Annotated in this window: 9 protein-coding genes, 2 tRNA genes and 4 rRNA genes; 8 read left to right on the top strand and 7 right to left on the bottom strand. The window is 56.9% G+C overall.

Annotation, left to right across the window (positions count from 1 at the left end; all coding sequences use genetic code 11):
* The first annotated feature begins 73 nt into the window (after nt 1–73).
* The 4 genes from C0058_RS00675 to C0058_RS00660 are packed head-to-tail and all read left to right on the top strand — an operon-like array spanning nt 74 to nt 5,639.
* Nucleotides 74–838 carry a DUF3050 domain-containing protein gene (locus C0058_RS00675; RefSeq protein WP_102367851.1) on the top strand — a complete coding sequence of 255 codons (765 nt, stop codon included), beginning with the start codon at nt 74–76 and terminating at the stop codon, nt 836–838.
* The gene (locus tag C0058_RS00670) at nt 835–1,782 is read left to right on the top strand and encodes a diiron oxygenase (protein ID WP_102367850.1); all 948 of its coding nucleotides are present in this window, start codon (nt 835–837) and stop codon (nt 1,780–1,782) included. The genes C0058_RS00675 and C0058_RS00670 overlap by 4 nt, the downstream gene beginning before the upstream one ends.
* Nucleotides 1,779–5,162, top strand: coding sequence for an amino acid adenylation domain-containing protein (locus C0058_RS00665; RefSeq protein ID WP_102367849.1), 3,384 nt, complete (start codon nt 1,779–1,781; stop codon nt 5,160–5,162). Before C0058_RS00670 ends, C0058_RS00665 begins: the two co-directional genes overlap by 4 nt.
* 27 nt (nt 5,163–5,189) lie before the next feature.
* Nucleotides 5,190–5,639 carry an SRPBCC family protein gene (locus C0058_RS00660; RefSeq protein ID WP_008433617.1) on the top strand — a complete coding sequence of 150 codons (450 nt, stop codon included), beginning with the start codon at nt 5,190–5,192 and terminating at the stop codon, nt 5,637–5,639.
* 42 nt (nt 5,640–5,681) lie between these two features.
* On the opposite strand, the gene C0058_RS00655 is transcribed toward C0058_RS00660, so the two are convergent.
* On the bottom strand, nt 5,682–7,562 hold the full coding sequence (locus tag C0058_RS00655) for a methyl-accepting chemotaxis protein (RefSeq protein WP_003218243.1): 1,881 nt from the start codon (nt 7,560–7,562) through the stop codon (nt 5,682–5,684).
* A 279-nt stretch (nt 7,563–7,841) separates the two neighbouring features.
* Between C0058_RS00655 and C0058_RS00650 the strand changes: the two genes are divergently transcribed.
* The 4 genes from C0058_RS00650 to C0058_RS00635 all read left to right on the top strand — a co-directional run bounded on the left by C0058_RS00650 (nt 7,842) and on the right by C0058_RS00635 (nt 13,167).
* Nucleotides 7,842–8,342 carry a sigma-70 family RNA polymerase sigma factor gene (locus C0058_RS00650; RefSeq protein WP_102367848.1) on the top strand — a complete coding sequence of 167 codons (501 nt, stop codon included), beginning with the start codon at nt 7,842–7,844 and terminating at the stop codon, nt 8,340–8,342.
* Nucleotides 8,339–9,322, top strand: coding sequence for a FecR domain-containing protein (locus tag C0058_RS00645; protein ID WP_003218246.1), 984 nt, complete (start codon nt 8,339–8,341; stop codon nt 9,320–9,322). Before C0058_RS00650 ends, C0058_RS00645 begins: the two co-directional genes overlap by 4 nt.
* A 105-nt stretch (nt 9,323–9,427) precedes the next feature.
* A complete protein-coding gene (locus tag C0058_RS00640) occupies nt 9,428–11,920 on the top strand; it encodes a TonB-dependent siderophore receptor (protein ID WP_102367847.1) in 2,493 nt (830 codons plus the stop codon).
* Between the two features lie 71 nt (nt 11,921–11,991).
* Nucleotides 11,992–13,167: a PepSY domain-containing protein gene (locus C0058_RS00635; protein WP_102367846.1), complete on the top strand. Its 1,176-nt coding sequence runs from the start codon at nt 11,992–11,994 to the stop codon at nt 13,165–13,167.
* A gap of 78 nt (nt 13,168–13,245) precedes the next feature.
* Here the strand turns inward: C0058_RS00635 and rrf (C0058_RS00630) are convergent.
* The 6 genes from rrf (C0058_RS00630) to C0058_RS00605 form a co-directional block, all read right to left on the bottom strand.
* Nucleotides 13,246–13,361, bottom strand: a 5S ribosomal RNA gene (gene rrf / locus C0058_RS00630).
* A 109-nt stretch (nt 13,362–13,470) separates the two neighbouring features.
* Nucleotides 13,471–13,586 (bottom strand): 5S ribosomal RNA (gene rrf, locus C0058_RS00625).
* 153 nt (nt 13,587–13,739) lie between these two features.
* A 23S ribosomal RNA gene (locus C0058_RS00620) occupies nt 13,740–16,633 on the bottom strand.
* A 224-nt stretch (nt 16,634–16,857) separates the two neighbouring features.
* A tRNA-Ala gene (locus tag C0058_RS00615) sits at nt 16,858–16,933 on the bottom strand.
* Nucleotides 16,934–16,943: 10 nt separating this feature from the next.
* Nucleotides 16,944–17,020 (bottom strand) — tRNA-Ile (locus C0058_RS00610).
* 124 nt (nt 17,021–17,144) lie between these two features.
* A 16S ribosomal RNA gene (locus C0058_RS00605) occupies nt 17,145–18,681 on the bottom strand.
* The 16S, 23S and 5S rRNA genes sit together here with 2 tRNA genes alongside, the layout of an rRNA operon.
* Between the last annotated feature and the right edge of the window lie 406 nt (nt 18,682–19,087).

The raw sequence follows: 19,087 nt of genomic DNA, 5'->3' as shown, positions 1-19,087 counted from the left end.
GAAAACCAATGTTTATTTGTCGCTAAAGCACAACGCTTTTATCAGGGAAGAGACACGACTTATAGGCATCAACATGTTCCAGCACTCACACCTGCTTAAACAAAAAAAGCAGAAGTTACATATCCATCCAATATTCAAACATATAAATACCCTTCCAAAGTTGCAGTACTTTATGGAAAACCACGTATTCGCCGTGTGGGACTTCATGACACTCACCAAACGCCTGCAACATGACCTCACCGGTATGCGCCTGCCCTGGTTACCGCCAACGGACCCGCAAGCGGCTCGCCTGATCAATGAGATCGTATTGGGCGAAGAGTCGGACGCGTATCCCGGCCATGGGCACGGCAGCCACTTCGAGTTGTACCTGGAAGCCATGCGTGAAGTCGGCGCGAGCACGGCGAACATCGAGCGGTTCGTCAGCCTGCAGCGTGACGGCAACGATGCAGAAACGGCCCTGCAAAAAATCGATATCCACCCGTCCGTGGCCCGGTTCGTCAAAAGTACCCTGCAGGTTGCCCTGGACGCACCGACGCACTGCGTGGCGGCTGCCTTTCTCCACGGGCGCGAGAGCGTCATCCCGGCGATGTTCAAGCGCATCCTGGAGGAGTGCGAGGTGCTCCATCGCCAGGCGCCCACCTTCTGCTACTACCTCAAGCGCCACATGGAGATCGACGCCCAGGAGCATGGCCCGGCGGCAACGCAATTGCTGCAACGCCTTACCCTCGGCGACCCAAGCCGCGAGCAGCAAGCCGACAGTTGCGCCCTCGGCGCCGTGGAAAGCCGCCTGGCCTTATGGGATGGGTTGCATAGGTGCCTGCCGGAGATGAGCGCATGAACCCTGCCGACTACCGCTCATTTGCCGACGACTGGGAGCGCCGCGCGACCATCCGCACACGCCCGCGGCGGCGGCTGGAAAACGATCAGAAACTGATCTATCCCCTGAGCCGACAGCCTCTGGTGCTGAGCGCGACCTTTATCGACCGATGCCCGCAGTGCCGTGATTTTGTCTTGCTGCAGACGTTCTACAAGTTCATCAACGACGTGGTGATCTTTGAAACCGAGATCGTCGACAAGACCGCACGCAGCATCGCCAAGAATCGCTTTTCGGTGCCCTTCCCGCTTGCCTGTCGCTACGACGCCATGACCGTGGTGGTGGACGAGGATTACCACGCCCTCGTCGCCCTCGATTTCATGCAACAGACCATCGAGATGACCGGGATCCCACCCCTTGAACTACCCGCGCAAATCGAGCTGAGCCGCGCCTTGCCTGCCGCACTGGCGCTGGCGCCCGAACACCTGCGCGATGCCGTGGAACTGATTGCCGTGGCCATCGCCGAGAACACCGTGACCCATGACGTGGCAGCGTTTTCCAAGGACGACAGTGTCAAGCAGTCCATCCGTGGGTTGATGGCCGACCACTTGTTTGACGAGGGCCGCCACGCGCTTTTCTGGACGCGCCTGGTGCGTATTTATTGGCAGTCTGCAGACGCCGCGGACCGCGACTGTATCGCCCGGATCCTGCCGGTTTTTCTCCAGCATTACCTGACCCACGACCTGCAGAAAAACTTCGACCTGCACTTGATCGAGCACCTGGATGTCAGTGACGGCACGCGCTCTGCGCTGCGCACTGAAGTGCAGGCGATGGGCTTTCCCATTACCCGCCAGCACCCGTTGATCGGCAATATCATGGGCTTCCTGAACCACAGCGGCCTGCTGCAAACGCCGAGTGTGGTTGGGGCGCTGGATGCCTTTCTTGCGGCGCCAGGAGGGCACCCATGAGGCACCTGAAGATTGGGCTGGCGGGCTTCAGCGCGGCGCTGAATGAACTGGGTGAGACATTGGCGCAATACGGTCATGGGGTGGTGCGAGCACAGGATGTCACCCACCTAGTAGACCTGCTGATTGATGACGGTAGCGAGGAGGTTCCGCCCGGCGTGACGTGCACAGCCTTGATGAGCCTGCGCGTGGGTATGGGAGCGTTGACCGACTGTGGATTGCCGGCCCTGCAGCTCAGGTGTTACGCCCATTCACGGCGACTCCTGACAACCCTGGAGGTTGCCGGAGAAGCCTGTGGCAATGGTCAACGGCTGCGTCAACACGCAGTACGCAGCCTGGTGGAGTGGGTAGCCCAACAGGTGAGTGGGTTCTCCCGGGACCCGGGCTATTTCTCGCAGGCGGCCGTCGCCTCTGATGATCCGGAACACGGCCTGCAAGCGCTCGCATCCCTGGCGTACCTGCATCGTTTTAACCTGACGGCCGATTTGGCTCTGCAGCAGCAAGCCCAGGTACCCCTGATCGAACGATTGGAAAACAGTCTGCAAACCTTCGCCGACCGGCCAGCGTTGAACATTGCCGGCAGCGGGCTGACTTACCGACAGTTGCATCGCCAGAGCCTGGCTATCCAGCACCGTCTGAGACCTCTGCTTGGGCCCCACGACACACCGCCGGTAATCGGCGTCTGCCTGGACAAATCCCTGGAGCTGTACGCCAGCATTCTCGCGGTACTCGCCTGCGGTGCGGTGTACCTGCCCCTGGAGCCGGGCCACCCGCTGCAACGCCAGCAAGCGATGCTGGAAAACGCCGGCGTCTCGGTGCTGCTGGATGATGGCAAGCATCCACTGCGGGACGGGTTTTGTGCATTGGATGTGAGTGCCGTCGACACTCCCGACACCTCGCTGCCAATGCGCCAGCGCCCCGCCATGGACGACCCTTGCATGGTGCTCCACACCTCGGGCACTACCGGCCACCCCAAGGGCGTGCTGCTCAGCCAGCACAACCTGGCCCATTTCAGCGCCTGGTTCGGGGGTCATGTGCAGCTGAGCGAACACAGCCGGGTCTTGCAGTTTTCGCCCTTGAGTTTTGACTCGTCCCTGATCGATATCTTCCCGAGCCTGATCGCGGGCGCCGAGCTGATCGTGCCCAGTGAAGACCAGCGACGCGACCCGCAGCAACTGGTGGAGTTGATCCGACAACAGCGCGTCACCCACGCCTTCCTGCCGCCGGCGCTGCTGAGCATCCTGCCGCTGGATCAACCCCTGGGCCTGGCGCACCTGATGACCGGAGGCGACGTGTGCGAGCCCTATGTCATCGAGCAGTTGGCAGGCCAGTGCCGCCTGCACAATTTCTACGGGCCCACCGAAGCCACCGTGCTGGTGACCAGCCACACGTTGCAGCCGGGCGACAGCAATCGCAACCTCGGCACGCCCATCGCCAACAGCCAGGTACTGATCCTCGACGAGCACCTGCAACCGGTGGATGAGCAGGTGTTGGGCGAACTGTACATCGCCGGTCCCGGCGTCAGCCTGGGTTACCTCAACCAGCCGCGTCAGACCGCCGAGCATTTCGTCCCCCTGGAGTTGCCCGACGGCCAGACCTTGCGGGCCTACCGCACAGGCGACCTGGCGAAGTGGACCGCTGCCGGCATCGAGTTGGTCGGGCGCCGGGATCAGCAGGTGAAGATCCGTGGGTTCCGGGTCGAACCGCAAGAGATCGAACATTGCCTGCGCAGCAGTCAGCTGTTTCGCCAAGTGGCGGTGGTGATTGACCGTGAGCGGCGAATCCTGGCTTTTGTTGCTCAGCCCGAAACACAAGACGCCCTGCCTGCACTGACGCAGCATGCCCGGCAAACACTGCCGGACTATTTGCGCCCAACCCTGTGCACGGAACTTGCGAGCATGCCGTGCACCCCCAACGGAAAGGTCGACCGCCAGGCATTGCTGGCGTTACCGACTCCAACGCTGCCGGCCATCATTCACGGCGAACCGCACACGCCCATGCAAGTGCAGTTGCTCAACCTGTGGAGCGAGTTGCTGGGCATGCCGGTCACGCAGCTGTCGGCCGACGAGAGCTTCTTCAATCTTGGCGGCCATTCCATCCTGCTGTCGACGATGCTGCTGCGTATCCGCGAGCAGTTCGGGCGCAGCCTATCCCTAAGTCGGTTTTTTGAAACCCCCACGGTTCGTACCCTCGCTACGCTGATGGGGGACGACGCACCACCCGAAGCACCGACCGGCCAGGCAACCCAGGATGCGCTGCGTGAGCTGCATGTGCAGACATTGCCGGCTGAACAGGCGGGCGAACGTCGCCGGGTGATCGTGACCGGGGCCAACAGTTTTCTCGGGGTGCATATCGTCGAGGCACTGTTGGCCGAGGGTGCACTTGAAGTGGCGTGCCTGGTGCGCGAACGACCCGGACATTCGGCGACCGCGAGGTTTGCCGAGGCCCTGCGAGAGTACCGTCTGGAACACCTGGACCTGAGCCGGGTGCAGGTGTATGCCGCCGACATCAGCCAGCCGCGTCTTGGCCTGTCGAGTGAGGTGTATGACTACCTCGCCGGGGAGTTCGGCGTGTTGGTGCACAACGCCGCCCACGTCAATCATGTGATGGATTACGCCACCCTGGCCAAGGACAACGTCGAACCGGTGCTGGAATGCCTGCGCCTGTGTGAAACCCGGTGCAAGAAGGTCTTCAATTTTATCTCGACGCTGTCGGCCGCCAGCAGTATCGACGCACATGGCCAGGTACTCGAAAACCCCGCCGCGGCCACCCCGCCGCTCTACATCCAGAATGGCTACAACCTGTCCAAATGGGTTGCCGAACGCTTGCTGGGACGCGCCGCAGCGCAAGGTGCCTGGGTCAATATCCATCGCCCGGGGAACATCAGCTTCAACAGCCGCAGCGGAGTCTGCGAGCCACAGAAGAATCGCCTGATGTTGATGCTCAAAGGTTCACTCCAACTGGGCCTGGTGCCGCACCTTGAGTTGAATTTCGACCTGATGCCGGTGGACTTTCTCGCCCGGTTTATTGCGTTCCACAGCAGCCGCTGCCGTGCTGGAGGGACGGTGTTCAACCTGCATAACCCGCAGCCCCTGAGCTGGGAAACCTACGTCGACGCCTTTCGCCAGGCAGGCCACGCATTCGAGCTGGTGAGCGTGGCTCACTGGCAACGTCACCTGCACACAGTGGACAGCCGCAATGCGCTGTTCGGCGTACTGGGCTTCTACCTCAACGGGGTGGGCGAGGACATCGGCGATACCTCGATGATCCGCCATGACAACGCACGACGCGGCGTCGAGCAGATGGGCGGGCGCTACCCCGAAAAAAATCCGGCGCTGTTACGCAAGGGCTGCGAGTACCTGCGCAGCACCGGTTTCCTGTGACCAGGCTCTCAATTGAAGGAAGACCTTATGAAACCCGATACGTTGATTCGCAACCCTTGCGCCAAACCTGTGGTGTCCTCAGTTGTGGTTGCCTGTGATGCCGCCGGTGCGTGGGCGGTGGTCGGTGACTTTGGCGGATTTGATCGATTCATCCCCGCCTTGTCCCACATCGAAATCACTGGTGCGGGCGCGGGATCGCTGCGCAAGAAGTTCTTCCACGATGGACACCTGGTGGTGGAGCAACTCAACAGCCGCGACGAGCAGGCCATGCGCATGACCTGGACCACCATCTACAACACCTTGGGCGTAGCACGGTTGTGGGCCGCCATGGATGTCGAACCGTTGGGAGCAGGATCCTCACGGGTGACCTGGACGATCATCGCCGAGCCGGTTGAACCTGGCGCGGAGGGATTTGAGCCGTTTGTGCAGGCATTCGCCGACGGTGCGCTGGCGAATGTGCGAGCGATGTTTGGCTAAAGGAGACAGGAGCGAGCAGGCTCGCTCCTGTGTGTTCATCGATCAGATTTTGAAACTGTCGACCAACTGCTTCAGGCGGTTGGCCTGTTGAGACAAGGCGTCGCAATCCTTCAAGGTTTCGTTGAGGTTGGCCACGCCCTGCTGGTTCAGCAGGTTGATCTGGTTGATGTCGACGTTGAGGGTTTCCACCACGGCGGTCTGTTCCTCGGTGGCGGCCGCTACCGACTGGTTCATCCCGTCGATCTCGACGATCCGCTGCGTCACGCTGACCAGGCGTTCACCGGCCTGGTTGGCGACCTCGACGCTTTCTTCACTCGAGGTCTGGCTGGCGTTCATCGTGGTCACGGCCTCACGCGAGCCAATCTGCAACGAGGTGATCATTTTGTGGATCTCTTCTGCCGACTCCTGGGTGCGGTGCGCCAGGTTGCGTACTTCATCCGCCACCACGGCAAACCCACGCCCGGCCTCACCGGCACGTGCCGCTTCAATCGCGGCGTTGAGGGCCAACAGGTTGGTTTGCTGGGAGATGCCTTTGATCACGTCCAGGATGTGGCCGATGTTGTCGGTGCTGGCGTTCAGGGTTTCAATCTGCGTGCAGGACAGGCTGATTTTTTGCGAAAGCTCCGACATCGCCAGGATGGTTTTCTCAACCACCTTGCGCCCATCATCGGCCTGCTCACTGGCACCGCTGGCGTGTTGCGAAGCATCAGCGGCGTTGCGCGCGATTTCCTGCGTGGCGGCCCCCAGTTCGTTGATCGCTGCGGCCACGCTGTTGGTGCGCGCGCTTTGTTCGTCGGAACCGATGATCGACGCGTTGGACGAGGCCATTACTCGCTGGGACAGGTCGTGCACCTGGCGCGTCGCCGAGGAAACTTCGGAAATCGACGCGTGAATACGCTCGACGAATTGGTTGAAGGCACTGCCCAAGTCACCGAACTCGTCTTTGCTTTCCACTGTCAGGCGGCGGGTCAGGTCACCCTCGCCCTGAGCGATGTCCTGCATGGCGCGGCCCATGGTGGTCAGCGGGCGCATCAAGACCTGGATCAGGACGCTCAGGAACACGGCAATGGCGGCAACCGCAATGAACATGGCGATCAATGCCGAGGTACGGAACTTACCCAGCGGTGCGTAGGCTTTGTCTTTGTCGATCGACAGGCCGATGTACCAGTCGGCATTCGGCAACCCGCTGATCGGGGTGAAGGACAAAATCCGTTCCTGGCCATTCAAGACCACTTCCTGGCTGAGCTTCTCGATGCGCACGTTGGTGCCCGGGTAGATGTCCTTGAGGTTCTTCATCACCTGGTCCTGATCCGGGCTGACGATCACCTGGCCATCACCGCTGACCAGGAATGCATGGCCGATGCCGCCGAAATCCACCGAGTTGATGATCTTCACCAGGGTTTGCAGGCTCAGGTCACCGCCGACCACGCCAAGCAGTTCGCCATTCTTTTTCACCGGCATCGCGATGGTCACGATCAGCCCGCCTACCGCAGCCATGTAGGGCGGTGTAAGCATGGTCTTGTCGGCTGCGACAGCTTGCTTGTACCAGGGACGCTGACGCGGATCGTAGCCATCGGGCATTTTGGCGTCGGGACGCTGGGTGAACACGCCGTTGGTGGAACCGACGTAGGTGAACTGGAAGTTGGAGGTAAATGCCGACTGGTCGACCAACCCCGGAAGATCGGCAGAGCTGCCTTGATGGGCCACGTTTTGCGCGAGGCTTTCCAGTACCAGCACCCGCCCGCTGAGCCAGTTCTGCACGCTGCTGGCGGTGAGTTCACCGGATTGCTGAATGGACGACTCCAGGTTTTGCCGGATGGTATTGCGCTGCAAGTAGTCGTTGTAGAACGTGAATAACGCGAAGGCCAGAACCACTACGCCTGACGCGGCCAACAGAATTTTATGACTGAACTTGAGATTCATTTCATTGACTTCTTTTTGCCAAAAGGGGGTGAGCGTGCCGGATGCAACATTCCATGTAACGGTATAGGCAGACTCTGCGACTGCTCTATTTCGGTGCACGCATGGCTCGTCAGGCTTTCGGCCAAGGCAGGATAAATCTTAGGAATTTGTGAGAAGCATCTGCTTTTAATGTCAGAAACCGACCAGTGGTAGCGCTCTAACGTCAGGAGTTGCAAAATTTTTCAGGCTTGTCGACAATGCGACTAATTATCATTTGTGACGCTTTGCCAGGCCGTGTGAATGCCCTCATCCGAGTACGCAGTACAGACGCTTTACAGCAACCATCATGGCTGGCTGAACACTTGGCTGCGCAGCCGTCTGGGTAACGCAGCGGATGCGGCGGACCTGGCCCAGGACACGTTCGTGCGGCTGCTGCAAAAAACCGAACGTTTCGAACTCAAGGCCCCTCGCGCTTTCCTGCGCACTATCGCGCGGGGCCTGGTGATCGATCATTGGCGTCGCGAAGAAATCGAGCGCGCCTACCTGGAGTCCATCGCGCATTTGCCCGAAGCCTTGGCGCCGAGTGCTGAAGAACGTGCGTTGATTCTGGAATTGCTGGAGTCCATCGCCCGGCTTCTGGACGGACTCAAGCCCAAGGTACGCAAGGCGTTTCTACTGGCTCAATGCGACGGCCTGACTTACAAGCAGATTGCGCAGCAGATGGATGTATCACTGCGTTCGGTGGAGCGCTATGTCGCCGAGGCGCTTTATCACTGTTATGTGCTGCGGTATGAGGCATGACCTCGATGGATAACACCGCGCGCGCAGGAATCGACCCGCAGGTGGTCAAGCAGGCCATCAGTTGGATGCTGCGTCTGCGTAACAATCGCGCCAATGTCCGCCTGAAGGCGCAGTGCGAGCACTGGCGCGAGGCTCATCATGAACACGAGTTGGCCTGGCAACGCGTGCAGGCACTGCAGCATGAATTAAGCAGCCAGTTGGCGGCGATTCCCGGGGCCCATGTGGCGCTGGAGAACAGTGCCCAGCGCCTTGGGCGCCGGCAGGCATTGAAGGTATTGTCCGGCGTGCTGTTGATGGGTTCGGCGGCCTGGGTCAGCCGAGACCTCACCGGCTGGCAGCGTTGGACCTCTGACCTGGCTACCACCACTGGCGAACGCCGTAGCGTGCAACTACCGGATGGCACGCGCCTGCAGCTCAATACCGATAGCGCAGTGGACCTCGACTTCAACCCGCAACAACGCTTGATCACATTGGTGCGTGGGGAAATCCTGGTGACCTGCGGCGCCGCGGCGACCGCCCCCCTGCTGGTTCGCACCCGCCATGGTTTGTTCGAAGGTATCGACGGGCGATTTGTGGTGCGCCAGGACAGCGATTGCACACGCCTGAGCGTCGCGTCAGGCAACGTGGCGATTCATTCACCGCATACCGCCGACGGGCTTTTCACTCAAGTGCATGCAGGAGAAAGCTACCTGGTGCGTCAGAATGCGGCCGCTCTGGCACCGCCTTCGGATATGGATACAGGGGCCTGGGCCGACGGATTGATCGTCACCCGCAACATGCGTCTTGCCGATTTCCTGGCGGAGGTGGGGCGCTATCGCCATGGTTATCTGGGCTGCTCGAGCGATATCGCAGATTTGCGCTTGTCTGGTGTTTTTCGCCTGGAGGACACCGAGAAACTATTGGCGATCCTTCCGCAGACGCTGCCTGTGCGCCTGCGCTATCGCACCCGCTGGTGGGTGAGCCTGGAGCGTCAGGCCTGATTATTTTTGGCGTGCCTGATTTATTTTTGGCGGCTTTTTTCCGTGAGTCCGGCTTAGACAGTAAGCAATTCAATCTGCCTTCAGCGACCTCTACGGATCTCGATAATGACTGTGCGTTTTTTCAGCAACTCTCCCTCTTCCTACCCTTTGCTCGGCAAAGCCGTACGCGCAGCATTGCTGTCGACCACGATGAGCATCGGCTTGCTGCCAGTGGCCGGTGTCGCGGCTGATAGCGGGGTCGAACGTATCAGCCAGCGCTATGACATCCCGGCAGGCGCGCTGAGCGATGTGCTCAATCAGTTTGCCCGTCAGGCAGGCATCACCCTTTCCAGCACGCCTGCGCAGACTCAGGGCCGACAGTCTCCCGGGCTGCACGGGGAGTACTCGGCCGAACAGGGCCTGAGCCAATTGCTCAACGGCTCAGGCTTGCAGGCGCAGGCGCAGGACGACGTGAGTTTCGTGTTGCAGGTCCAGCCCGAGAGCGAGGCGCTGACCTTGCCGACCACCGACATCAAAGGCTTCGCCCTGGGTAATGCCCTGGGCAGCATGGAAGGCTACAACGCGACCCACAGCCAGATCGCCACCAAGACCAGTACCGCGCTGCTGGAAACGTCTCAGACGGTTTCAGTGGTGACCCGCGAGCAGATGGACGACCAAGGCTCGCAAACCGTTGCCCAGGCCATGCGTTACACCCCTGGCGTGCTGACCAACCCTTATGGCGCCACTCACCGCTATGACTATGTGGCGATGCGTGGTTTCAACGACGGTTCGGTGGATAACATCTACCTAGACGGTTTGAAATCCATGGGTGACAGCGGAACCTACAGCACCATGCAGGTGGACCCGTATTTCCTCGAGCGCGTAGATATCCTCAAAGGACCGTCATCGGTGCTCTACGGGCGCAGCTCGCCGGGTGGGCTGGTGGCGTTGACCAGCAAGAAGCCATTGTTTGAGCCATACCATCAGGTCCAGGCCACGATAGGTTCCCAAGGGCAGCGAGGCATGGGTTTCGACTTCAGCGGCCCGGTGGATGACGACAAGCGCATTGCTTACCGACTGACCGGGCTTGCAGACAAGTCCGACACGCAATTCGACCATGCCAAGGAAAAACGCTACGCGCTGGCACCCACCTTGAGCATCGACTTTACCGATGACACGTCCCTCACACTCCAGGCTTACCTGCAGCATGACCCCGACGGTGGCTACCACGGAGGCATGCCGGCAGATGGCGCGCTGCATCAGCGCAACGGCCAGCGGATCTCCAATCACTTCTTCGAAGGCGAGCCGGGCATTGATGGGTACAAGCGTGATCAACAGTCGTTCGGCTATCAGTTCGAGCATCGCTTCAATGATGTTTTCACGGCGCGGCAGAACTTTCGGTATCTGGACTCCAAGGTCCGGCTGGACCAGGTGTATGCCTATGGCTGGACTACGCCCACCAGTAATGAGTTGAATCGCTATTACTCAGGCGGTGACGAAAAGCTGCATGCGTTCATCATCGACAACATGCTGCAGGCTGAATTTTTTACCGGCGCGACCAAGCATACGGTGTTGATGGGGGCGGACTATCAGCGGCGCAAAACCGTCGTGGACTGGAGCAGCGGCTCTCTTGCGCCAATCAATGCGTTCAACCCGGTGTATGGCAATTCCGAGATCAGCTATTACAGCCCAACCAGTTATCTGCGCCGGCTCGAGCAGACCGGCGTTTACCTGCAAGACCTGATTGAGATGGACAAGTGGCGGTTCTCCCTCGGGCTGCGTCAGGACTGGGTTGAGACCTCCGATGAAAATCGCATTGCCGAAGCGGGACGACCGCTGGGCACAGAGATCAGTGATAAACGTACCAAACTGACCGGCCGGGCCGGAGCGCTCTACCTGTTTGATAACGGTCTCGCGCCCTACGTCAGCTATTCCGAATCCTTCAACCCGAACTCCTATTCGGACAGTGCCGGCAATCCCCTTGCACCTACCGACGGCACCCAGTGGGAAGTCGGCTTGAAGTATCAGCCGCCGGGTACCGACAATTTGTTCACGGCCTCGCTGTTCCGCATCGACCAGGAAAACCTGGCGACCAAACTGCCGCAGGAAAACTTCTATCGCGCGGTCGGCGCTGTGCGCTCCCAGGGCCTGGAGCTGGAGGCGCATATGCAGTTGACCGACCATCTCAAATTGTTGGGCAGCTATACCTTCACCGATATCGAGTATTCGAAGTCGATGGTCAGCACGCTGAGTACTGCGGACAACGTGATCGAGAACAAGGGGAACTCGCCGACGCAGGCGCCGCGTCATATGGCGTCGGTATGGGCAGACTACAAGTTCGATAGCGGCGCACTGGATGGCCTGCGACTCGGTGGTGGTGTTCGTTATGTCGGCTACAGCTGGGCAGATGCGGAGAACACCATGAAGGTGCCCGCCTACACGCTGTTTGATGCCTCGATGGGTTATGACCTTGGCAAGGTTGGACTGAAAGGTGTGGATGTACGCCTGAATGCCAACAACCTGACGAACGAGTCGTACGTGGCGTCGTGTGCCAGTTTGAACTTCTGCTACCTGGGTGAAGAGCGCAACGTCAGTGCGACGGTGAGCTACCAGTTCTGATCCCTCTCGATTCATACAAAGCCAGTTCCTGATTCCAGGCGCTGGCTTTGTCGTCTTTGCAGGAAATTTTTATGCGCGCATTGCTGGTTTTACTTCATCGCTACATCGGGTTGGCAACGGCGTTGTTTCTGATGATGGCGGGACTCACGGGCAGCCTTCTGGCGTTTAACCATGAGTTGGATGAATGGCTCAATCCCGGCTTTTATGGAGCAACGGCCAAAGGTTCGGCATTGCCGCCAGGTGAACTGGTGGACACGTTGCAGGGGCAGCATCCCAAACTGCAAGTCTGGTACATGGAGTATCCACAAGAGGCCGGTCATACCGCGATGCTGGCGGCAGTTGCGAGAAACGATCCGGCGACGGGCAAACCCTTTGAGGAGCCCAACCAGGTCTTTTACCTGGATCCGGTCAGCGGCGAAGAAATGGGCCGGCGTGTTTGGGGGGCTTGCTGCTTTCAGCGCGAGAACTTCATTCCGTTCATTCTGGAATTTCACTACAACCTGACACTGCCGGGTAATTGGGGTTTGTGGCTGATGGGACTGGTGGCGATCGCATGGGTGTTCGATTGTTTTATCGCGCTGTGGCTGACCCTGCCGAGAGGTAAACCGTTCTGGAAGAAGTGGTCCACGGCGTGGAAGATCAAGGGCGGCCACGCTTACCGGCTGAACTTCGACCTGCATCGTGCAGGCGGGTTATGGCTTTGGCTGTTGTTGCTGCCGATTGCAGTCAGCAGCGTCGCGATGAATTTGCCGAGCCAGGTGTTCAAGCCTGCTGTCTCGCTGTTCTCACCGGTTGAGCCTAGCGTCTATGAGGCCCGTGGCGGGTTACCCGCCGAGCAATTGGGCGTGACACAACTGAGTTATCAACAGGCCTATGAGCGGGCGCTGGAGGAAGGCAAGCGGCTGGGACTGACGGCGGCGATTGGAGAGCTTTACTACAGCTTTGAGTACAACTTTTATGGGGCGGGTTTTGGACAACATGATACCGAGGCCCATGGGAAATCCTGGTTGTTTTTCCACGGGACGGATGGGCGTTTACTGGGGCAGGAAATAGCAGGGCAAGGTACGTTGGGAGAGCGCTTTTATCGGCTGCAACTGCCGATCCATGGGGGCAGGATCATCGGGGTGATGGGTCAGGTGCTGATTGCGCTGCTGGGAGCTGTGATCGCGATGTTGTCTGCTACCGGGATCTATATATGGTGGCACAAGTTAATGGCCAGGCGAAGCAGTAAGGCACGCAAAGGGTGAGCCGGTTCTAGTTGTTTGCCCAGCCCTTAAACGACAAAACCCCTGTCTGCGCTAGCAGACAGGGGTTTCGGAATTCAATCTTGACGATGACCTACTCTCACATGGGGAAACCCCACACTACCATCGGCGATGCATCGTTTCACTGCTGAGTTCGGGATGGGATCAGGTGGTTCCAATGCTCTATGGTCGTCAAGAAATTCTGTGTACCAGACCGTTGCGTTCGCAACGTGCCGGTGAAAATCATGGACTTCTACATAAACAAAACCCCTGACTGCATAAGCAATCAGGGGTTCTGGAATTTAATCTTGACGATGACCTACTCTCACATGGGGAAACCCCACACTACCATCGGCGATGCATCGTTTCACTGCTGAGTTCGGGATGGGATCAGGTGGTTCCAATGCTCTATGGTCGTCAAGAAATTCGGGTACTGAGTCGTGGCCATTTGGCCTCGCTTCAGCAAATTGGGTATGTGATAGCTTTCGGTGTTTTGCAAGATCTCGAACTTTCGGTTCGTTTCGTCTTCACACACCGCAATTTGGTCTCTTCGACGCAAATTGCTTGGGTGTTATATGGTCAAGCCTCACGGGCAATTAGTATTGGTTAGCTCAACGCCTCACAGCGCTTACACACCCAACCTATCAACGTCGTAGTCTTCGACGGCCCTTCAGGGAACTCAAGGTTCCAGTGAGATCTCATCTTGAGGCTAGTTTCCCGCTTAGATGCTTTCAGCGGTTATCTATTCCGAACATAGCTACCCGGCAATGCCACTGGCGTGACAACCGGAACACCAGAGGTTCGTCCACTCCGGTCCTCTCGTACTAGGAGCAGCCCCTCTCAAATCTCAAACGTCCACGGCAGATAGGGACCGAACTGTCTCACGACGTTCTAAACCCAGCTCGCGTACCACTTTAAATGGCGAACAGCCATACCCTTGGGACCGGCTTCAGCCCCAGGATGTGATGAGCCGACATCGAGGTGCCAAACACCGCCGTCGATATGAACTCTTGGGCGGTATCAGCCTGTTATCCCCGGAGTACCTTTTATCCGTTGAGCGATGGCCCTTCCATACAGAACCACCGGATCACTAAGACCTACTTTCGTACCTGCTCGACGTGTCTGTCTCGCAGTCAAGCGCGCTTTTGCCTTTATACTCTACGACCGATTTCCGACCGGTCTGAGCGCACCTTCGTACTCCTCCGTTACTCTTTAGGAGGAGACCGCCCCAGTCAAACTACCCACCATACACTGTCCTCGATCCGGATAACGGACCTGAGTTAGAACCTCAAAGTTGCCAGGGTGGTATTTCAAGGTTGGCTCCACGCGAACTGGCGTCCACGCTTCAAAGCCTCCCACCTATCCTACACAAGCAAATTCAAAGTCCAGTGCAAAGCTATAGTAAAGGTTCACGGGGTCTTTCCGTCTAGCCGCGGATACACTGCATCTTCACAGCGATTTCAATTTCACTGAGTCTCGGGTGGAGACAGCGCCGCCATCGTTACGCCATTCGTGCAGGTCGGAACTTACCCGACAAGGAATTTCGCTACCTTAGGACCGTTATAGTTACGGCCGCCGTTTACCGGGGCTTCGATCAAGAGCTTCGCGTTAGCTAACCCCATCAATTAACCTTCCGGCACCGGGCAGGCGTCACACCCTATACGTCCACTTTCGTGTTTGCAGAGTGCTGTGTTTTTAATAAACAGTCGCAGCGGCCTGGTATCTTCGACCGGCATGAGCTTACGGAGCAAGTCCTTCACCCTCACCGGCGCACCTTCTCCCGAAGTTACGGTGCCATTTTGCCTAGTTCCTTCACCCGAGTTCTCTCAAGCGCCTTGGTATTCTCTACCCAACCACCTGTGTCGGTTTGGGGTACGGTTCCTGGTTACCTGAAGCTTAGAAGCTTTTCTTGGAAGCATGGCATCAACCACTTCGTCATCTAAAAGATGACTCGTCATCAGCTCTCGGCCTTAGAATCCCGGATTTACCTAAGATTCCAGCCTACCACCTTAAACTTGGACAACCAACGCCAAGCTGGCCTAGCCTTCTCCGTCCCTCCATCGCAATAACCAGAAGTACAGGAATATTAACCTGTTTTCCATCGACTACGCTTTTCAGCCTCGCCTTAGGGACCGACTAACCCTGCGTCGATTAACGTTGCGCAGGAAACCTTGGTCTTTCGGCGTGGGTGTTTTTCACACCCATTATCGTTACTCATGTCAGCATTCGCACTTCTGATACCTCCAGCAAGCTTCTCAACTCACCTTCACAGGCTTACAGAACGCTCCTCTACCGCATCACCCGAAGGTGATACCCGTAGCTTCGGTGTATGGTTTGAGCCCCGTTACATCTTCCGCGCAGGCCGACTCGACTAGTGAGCTATTACGCTTTCTTTAAAGGGTGGCTGCTTCTAAGCCAACCTCCTAGCTGTCTAAGCCTTCCCACATCGTTTCCCACTTAACCATAACTTTGGGACCTTAGCTGACGGTCTGGGTTGTTTCCCTTTTCACGACGGACGTTAGCACCCGCCGTGTGTCTCCCATGCTCGGCACTTGTAGGTATTCGGAGTTTGCATCGGTTTGGTAAGTCGGGATGACCCCCTAGCCGAAACAGTGCTCTACCCCCTACAGTGATACATGAGGCGCTACCTAAATAGCTTTCGAGGAGAACCAGCTATCTCCGAGCTTGATTAGCCTTTCACTCCGATCCACAGGTCATCCGCTAACTTTTCAACGGTAGTCGGTTCGGTCCTCCAGTTAGTGTTACCCAACCTTCAACCTGCCCATGGATAGATCGCCCGGTTTCGGGTCTATTCCCAGCGACTAGACGCCCTATTAAGACTCGCTTTCGCTACGCCTCCCCTATTCGGTTAAGCTCGCCACTGAAAATAAGTCGCTGACCCATTATACAAAAGGTACGCAGTCACAGAACAAAGTCTGCTCCCACTGCTTGTACGCATACGGTTTCAGGATCTATTTCACTCCCCTCTCCGGGGTTCTTTTCGCCTTTCCCTCACGGTACTAGTTCACTATCGGTCAGTCAGTAGTATTTAGCCTTGGAGGATGGTCCCCCCATATTCAGACAAAGTTTCTCGTGCTCCGTCCTACTCGATTTCATGACTAAGAGATTTTCGCGTACAGGGCTATCACCCACTATGGCCGCACTTTCCAGAGCGTTCCGCTAATCTCAAAGCCACTTAAGGGCTAGTCCCCGTTCGCTCGCCACTACTAAGGGAATCTCGGTTGATTTCTTTTCCTCAGGGTACTTAGATGTTTCAGTTCCCCTGGTTCGCTCCATACACCTATGTATTCAGTGTAAGGTAACCATCTTATGATGGCTGGGTTCCCCCATTCAGACATCTCCGGATCAAAGTCTGTTTGCCGACTCCCCGAAGCTTTTCGCAGGCTACCACGTCTTTCATCGCCTCTGACTGCCAAGGCATCCACCGTATGCGCTTCTTCACTTGACCATATAACCCCAAGCAATCTGGTTATACTGTGAAGACGACATTCGCCGAAAATTCGCAATTACTTACAAATTTTACCTTAGCCTGATCCGTTACCAGTGAAAGTAACGTTCAGTCTATCTTTCTATCACATACCCAAATTTTTAAAGAACGATCTAATCAAAGACTAGAAATCAATATTCATTGGCGAATATTCATTTCTAAACTCTAACAGTAGAAACAGTTAATGGTGGAGCCAAACGGGATCGAACCGTTGACCTCCTGCGTGCAAGGCAGGCGCTCTCCCAGCTGAGCTATGGCCCCATAACAAAATTGGTGGGTCTGGGCAGATTCGAACTGCCGACCTCACCCTTATCAGGGGTGCGCTCTAACCAACTGAGCTACAGACCCAATTTCGAGCGCGTAACTGATTAGCTAAGAGCTATCAGCTTGGAGCTTAAAGCTGCTTCTATCGTCTTCTTCAATGAATCAAGCAATTCGTGTGGGAACTTATGGAGCAGCTGATGTCGTCGATTAAGGAGGTGATCCAGCCGCAGGTTCCCCTACGGCTACCTTGTTACGACTTCACCCCAGTCATGAATCACACCGTGGTAACCGTCCCCCCGAAGGTTAGACTAGCTACTTCTGGTGCAACCCACTCCCATGGTGTGACGGGCGGTGTGTACAAGGCCCGGGAACGTATTCACCGCGACATTCTGATTCGCGATTACTAGCGATTCCGACTTCACGCAGTCGAGTTGCAGACTGCGATCCGGACTACGATCGGTTTTCTGGGATTAGCTCCACCTCGCGGCTTGGCAACCCTCTGTACCGACCATTGTAGCACGTGTGTAGCCCAGGCCGTAAGGGCCATGATGACTTGACGTCATCCCCACCTTCCTCCGGTTTGTCACCGGCAGTCTCCTTAGAGTGCCCACCATTACGTGCTGGTAACTAAGGACAAGGGTTGCGCTCGTTACGGGACTTAACCCAACATCTCACGACACGAGCTGACGACAGCCATGCAGCACCTGTCTCAATGTTCCCGAAGGCACCAATCTATCTCTAGAAAGTTCATTGGATGTCAAGGCCTGGTAAGGTTCTTCGCGTTGCTTCGAATTAAACCACATGCTCCACCGCTTGTGCGGGCCCCCGTCAATTCATTTGAGTTTTAACCTTGCGGCCGTACTCCCCAGGCGGTCAACTTAATGCGTTAGCTGCGCCACTAAGAGCTCAAGGCTCCCAACGGCTAGTTGACATCGTTTACGGCGTGGACTACCAGGGTATCTAATCCTGTTTGCTCCCCACGCTTTCGCACCTCAGTGTCAGTATCAGTCCAGGTGGTCGCCTTCGCCACTGGTGTTCCTTCCTATATCTACGCATTTCACCGCTACACAGGAAATTCCACCACCCTCTACCATACTCTAGCTCGTCAGTTTTGAATGCAGTTCCCAGGTTGAGCCCGGGGATTTCACATCCAACTTAACGAACCACCTACGCGCGCTTTACGCCCAGTAATTCCGATTAACGCTTGCACCCTCTGTATTACCGCGGCTGCTGGCACAGAGTTAGCCGGTGCTTATTCTGTCGGTAACGTCAAAACAGCAAAGTATTAATTTACTGCCCTTCCTCCCAACTTAAAGTGCTTTACAATCCGAAGACCTTCTTCACACACGCGGCATGGCTGGATCAGGCTTTCGCCCATTGTCCAATATTCCCCACTGCTGCCTCCCGTAGGAGTCTGGACCGTGTCTCAGTTCCAGTGTGACTGATCATCCTCTCAGACCAGTTACGGATCGTCGCCTTGGTGAGCCATTACCCCACCAACTAGCTAATCCGACCTAGGCTCATCTGATAGCGCAAGGCCCGAAGGTCCCCTGCTTTCCCCCGTAGGACGTATGCGGTATTAGCGTCCGTTTCCGGACGTTATCCCCCACTACCAGGCAGATTCCTAGGCATTACTCACCCGTCCGCCGCTCTCAAGAGAAGCAAGCTTCTCTCTACCGCTCGACTTGCATGTGTTAGGCCTGCCGCCAGCGTTCAATCTGAGCCATGATCAAACTCTTCAGTTCAAACATCTTTGGGTTTTTAAGAAACCCTAAACTTGGCTCAGCAATCGTTGGTTACATCTTTGATTTCTCGCGGAGTAACTTGTGATGCTGATAATCTTGTTGACTATCAGTCTGACTCCACAAGCACCCACACGAATTGCTTGATTCAGTTGTTAAAGAGCGGTTGGTTAAGATCTTTCGTCTCAACCGAGGCGCGCATTCTACAGCAGCCTCATTTGCTGTCAAGTGATTATTTTCAGAAGTTTTCAAAGTTTCCTTTGTAACTTCAACCACTTGCGCTTCCGATCTCTCGTTAGCGGGAGGCGAATTCTACAGCGTTACACGCTGCTGTCAACACCTCTTTTTCTCCGCTTTCGACCGAGAAGATCGAACCGTTAATAGGGCCAAACAACACTGCCTTACTAAC

Origin of the sequence: Pseudomonas sp. NC02 (assembly GCF_002874965.1) — a bacterium.
Classification (GTDB): domain Bacteria; phylum Pseudomonadota; class Gammaproteobacteria; order Pseudomonadales; family Pseudomonadaceae; genus Aquipseudomonas.
This window is presented reverse-complemented; position numbering and strand designations above follow the sequence as displayed.

What these genes read in the sequence shown, in the direction of transcription:
- C0058_RS00675 (WP_102367851.1), top strand. Translation starts at nt 74, where the DNA reads ATGTTCCAGCACTCACACCTGCTTAAACAAAAAAAGCAGAAGTTACAT.
- C0058_RS00670 (WP_102367850.1), top strand. Translation starts at nt 835, where the DNA reads ATGAACCCTGCCGACTACCGCTCATTTGCCGACGACTGGGAGCGCCGC.
- C0058_RS00665 (WP_102367849.1), top strand. Translation starts at nt 1,779, where the DNA reads ATGAGGCACCTGAAGATTGGGCTGGCGGGCTTCAGCGCGGCGCTGAAT.
- C0058_RS00660 (WP_008433617.1), top strand. Translation starts at nt 5,190, where the DNA reads ATGAAACCCGATACGTTGATTCGCAACCCTTGCGCCAAACCTGTGGTG.
- C0058_RS00655 (WP_003218243.1), bottom strand. Translation starts at nt 7,562, where the DNA reads ATGAATCTCAAGTTCAGTCATAAAATTCTGTTGGCCGCGTCAGGCGTA.
- C0058_RS00650 (WP_102367848.1), top strand. Translation starts at nt 7,842, where the DNA reads ATGCCCTCATCCGAGTACGCAGTACAGACGCTTTACAGCAACCATCAT.
- C0058_RS00645 (WP_003218246.1), top strand. Translation starts at nt 8,339, where the DNA reads ATGACCTCGATGGATAACACCGCGCGCGCAGGAATCGACCCGCAGGTG.
- C0058_RS00640 (WP_102367847.1), top strand. Translation starts at nt 9,428, where the DNA reads ATGACTGTGCGTTTTTTCAGCAACTCTCCCTCTTCCTACCCTTTGCTC.
- C0058_RS00635 (WP_102367846.1), top strand. Translation starts at nt 11,992, where the DNA reads ATGCGCGCATTGCTGGTTTTACTTCATCGCTACATCGGGTTGGCAACG.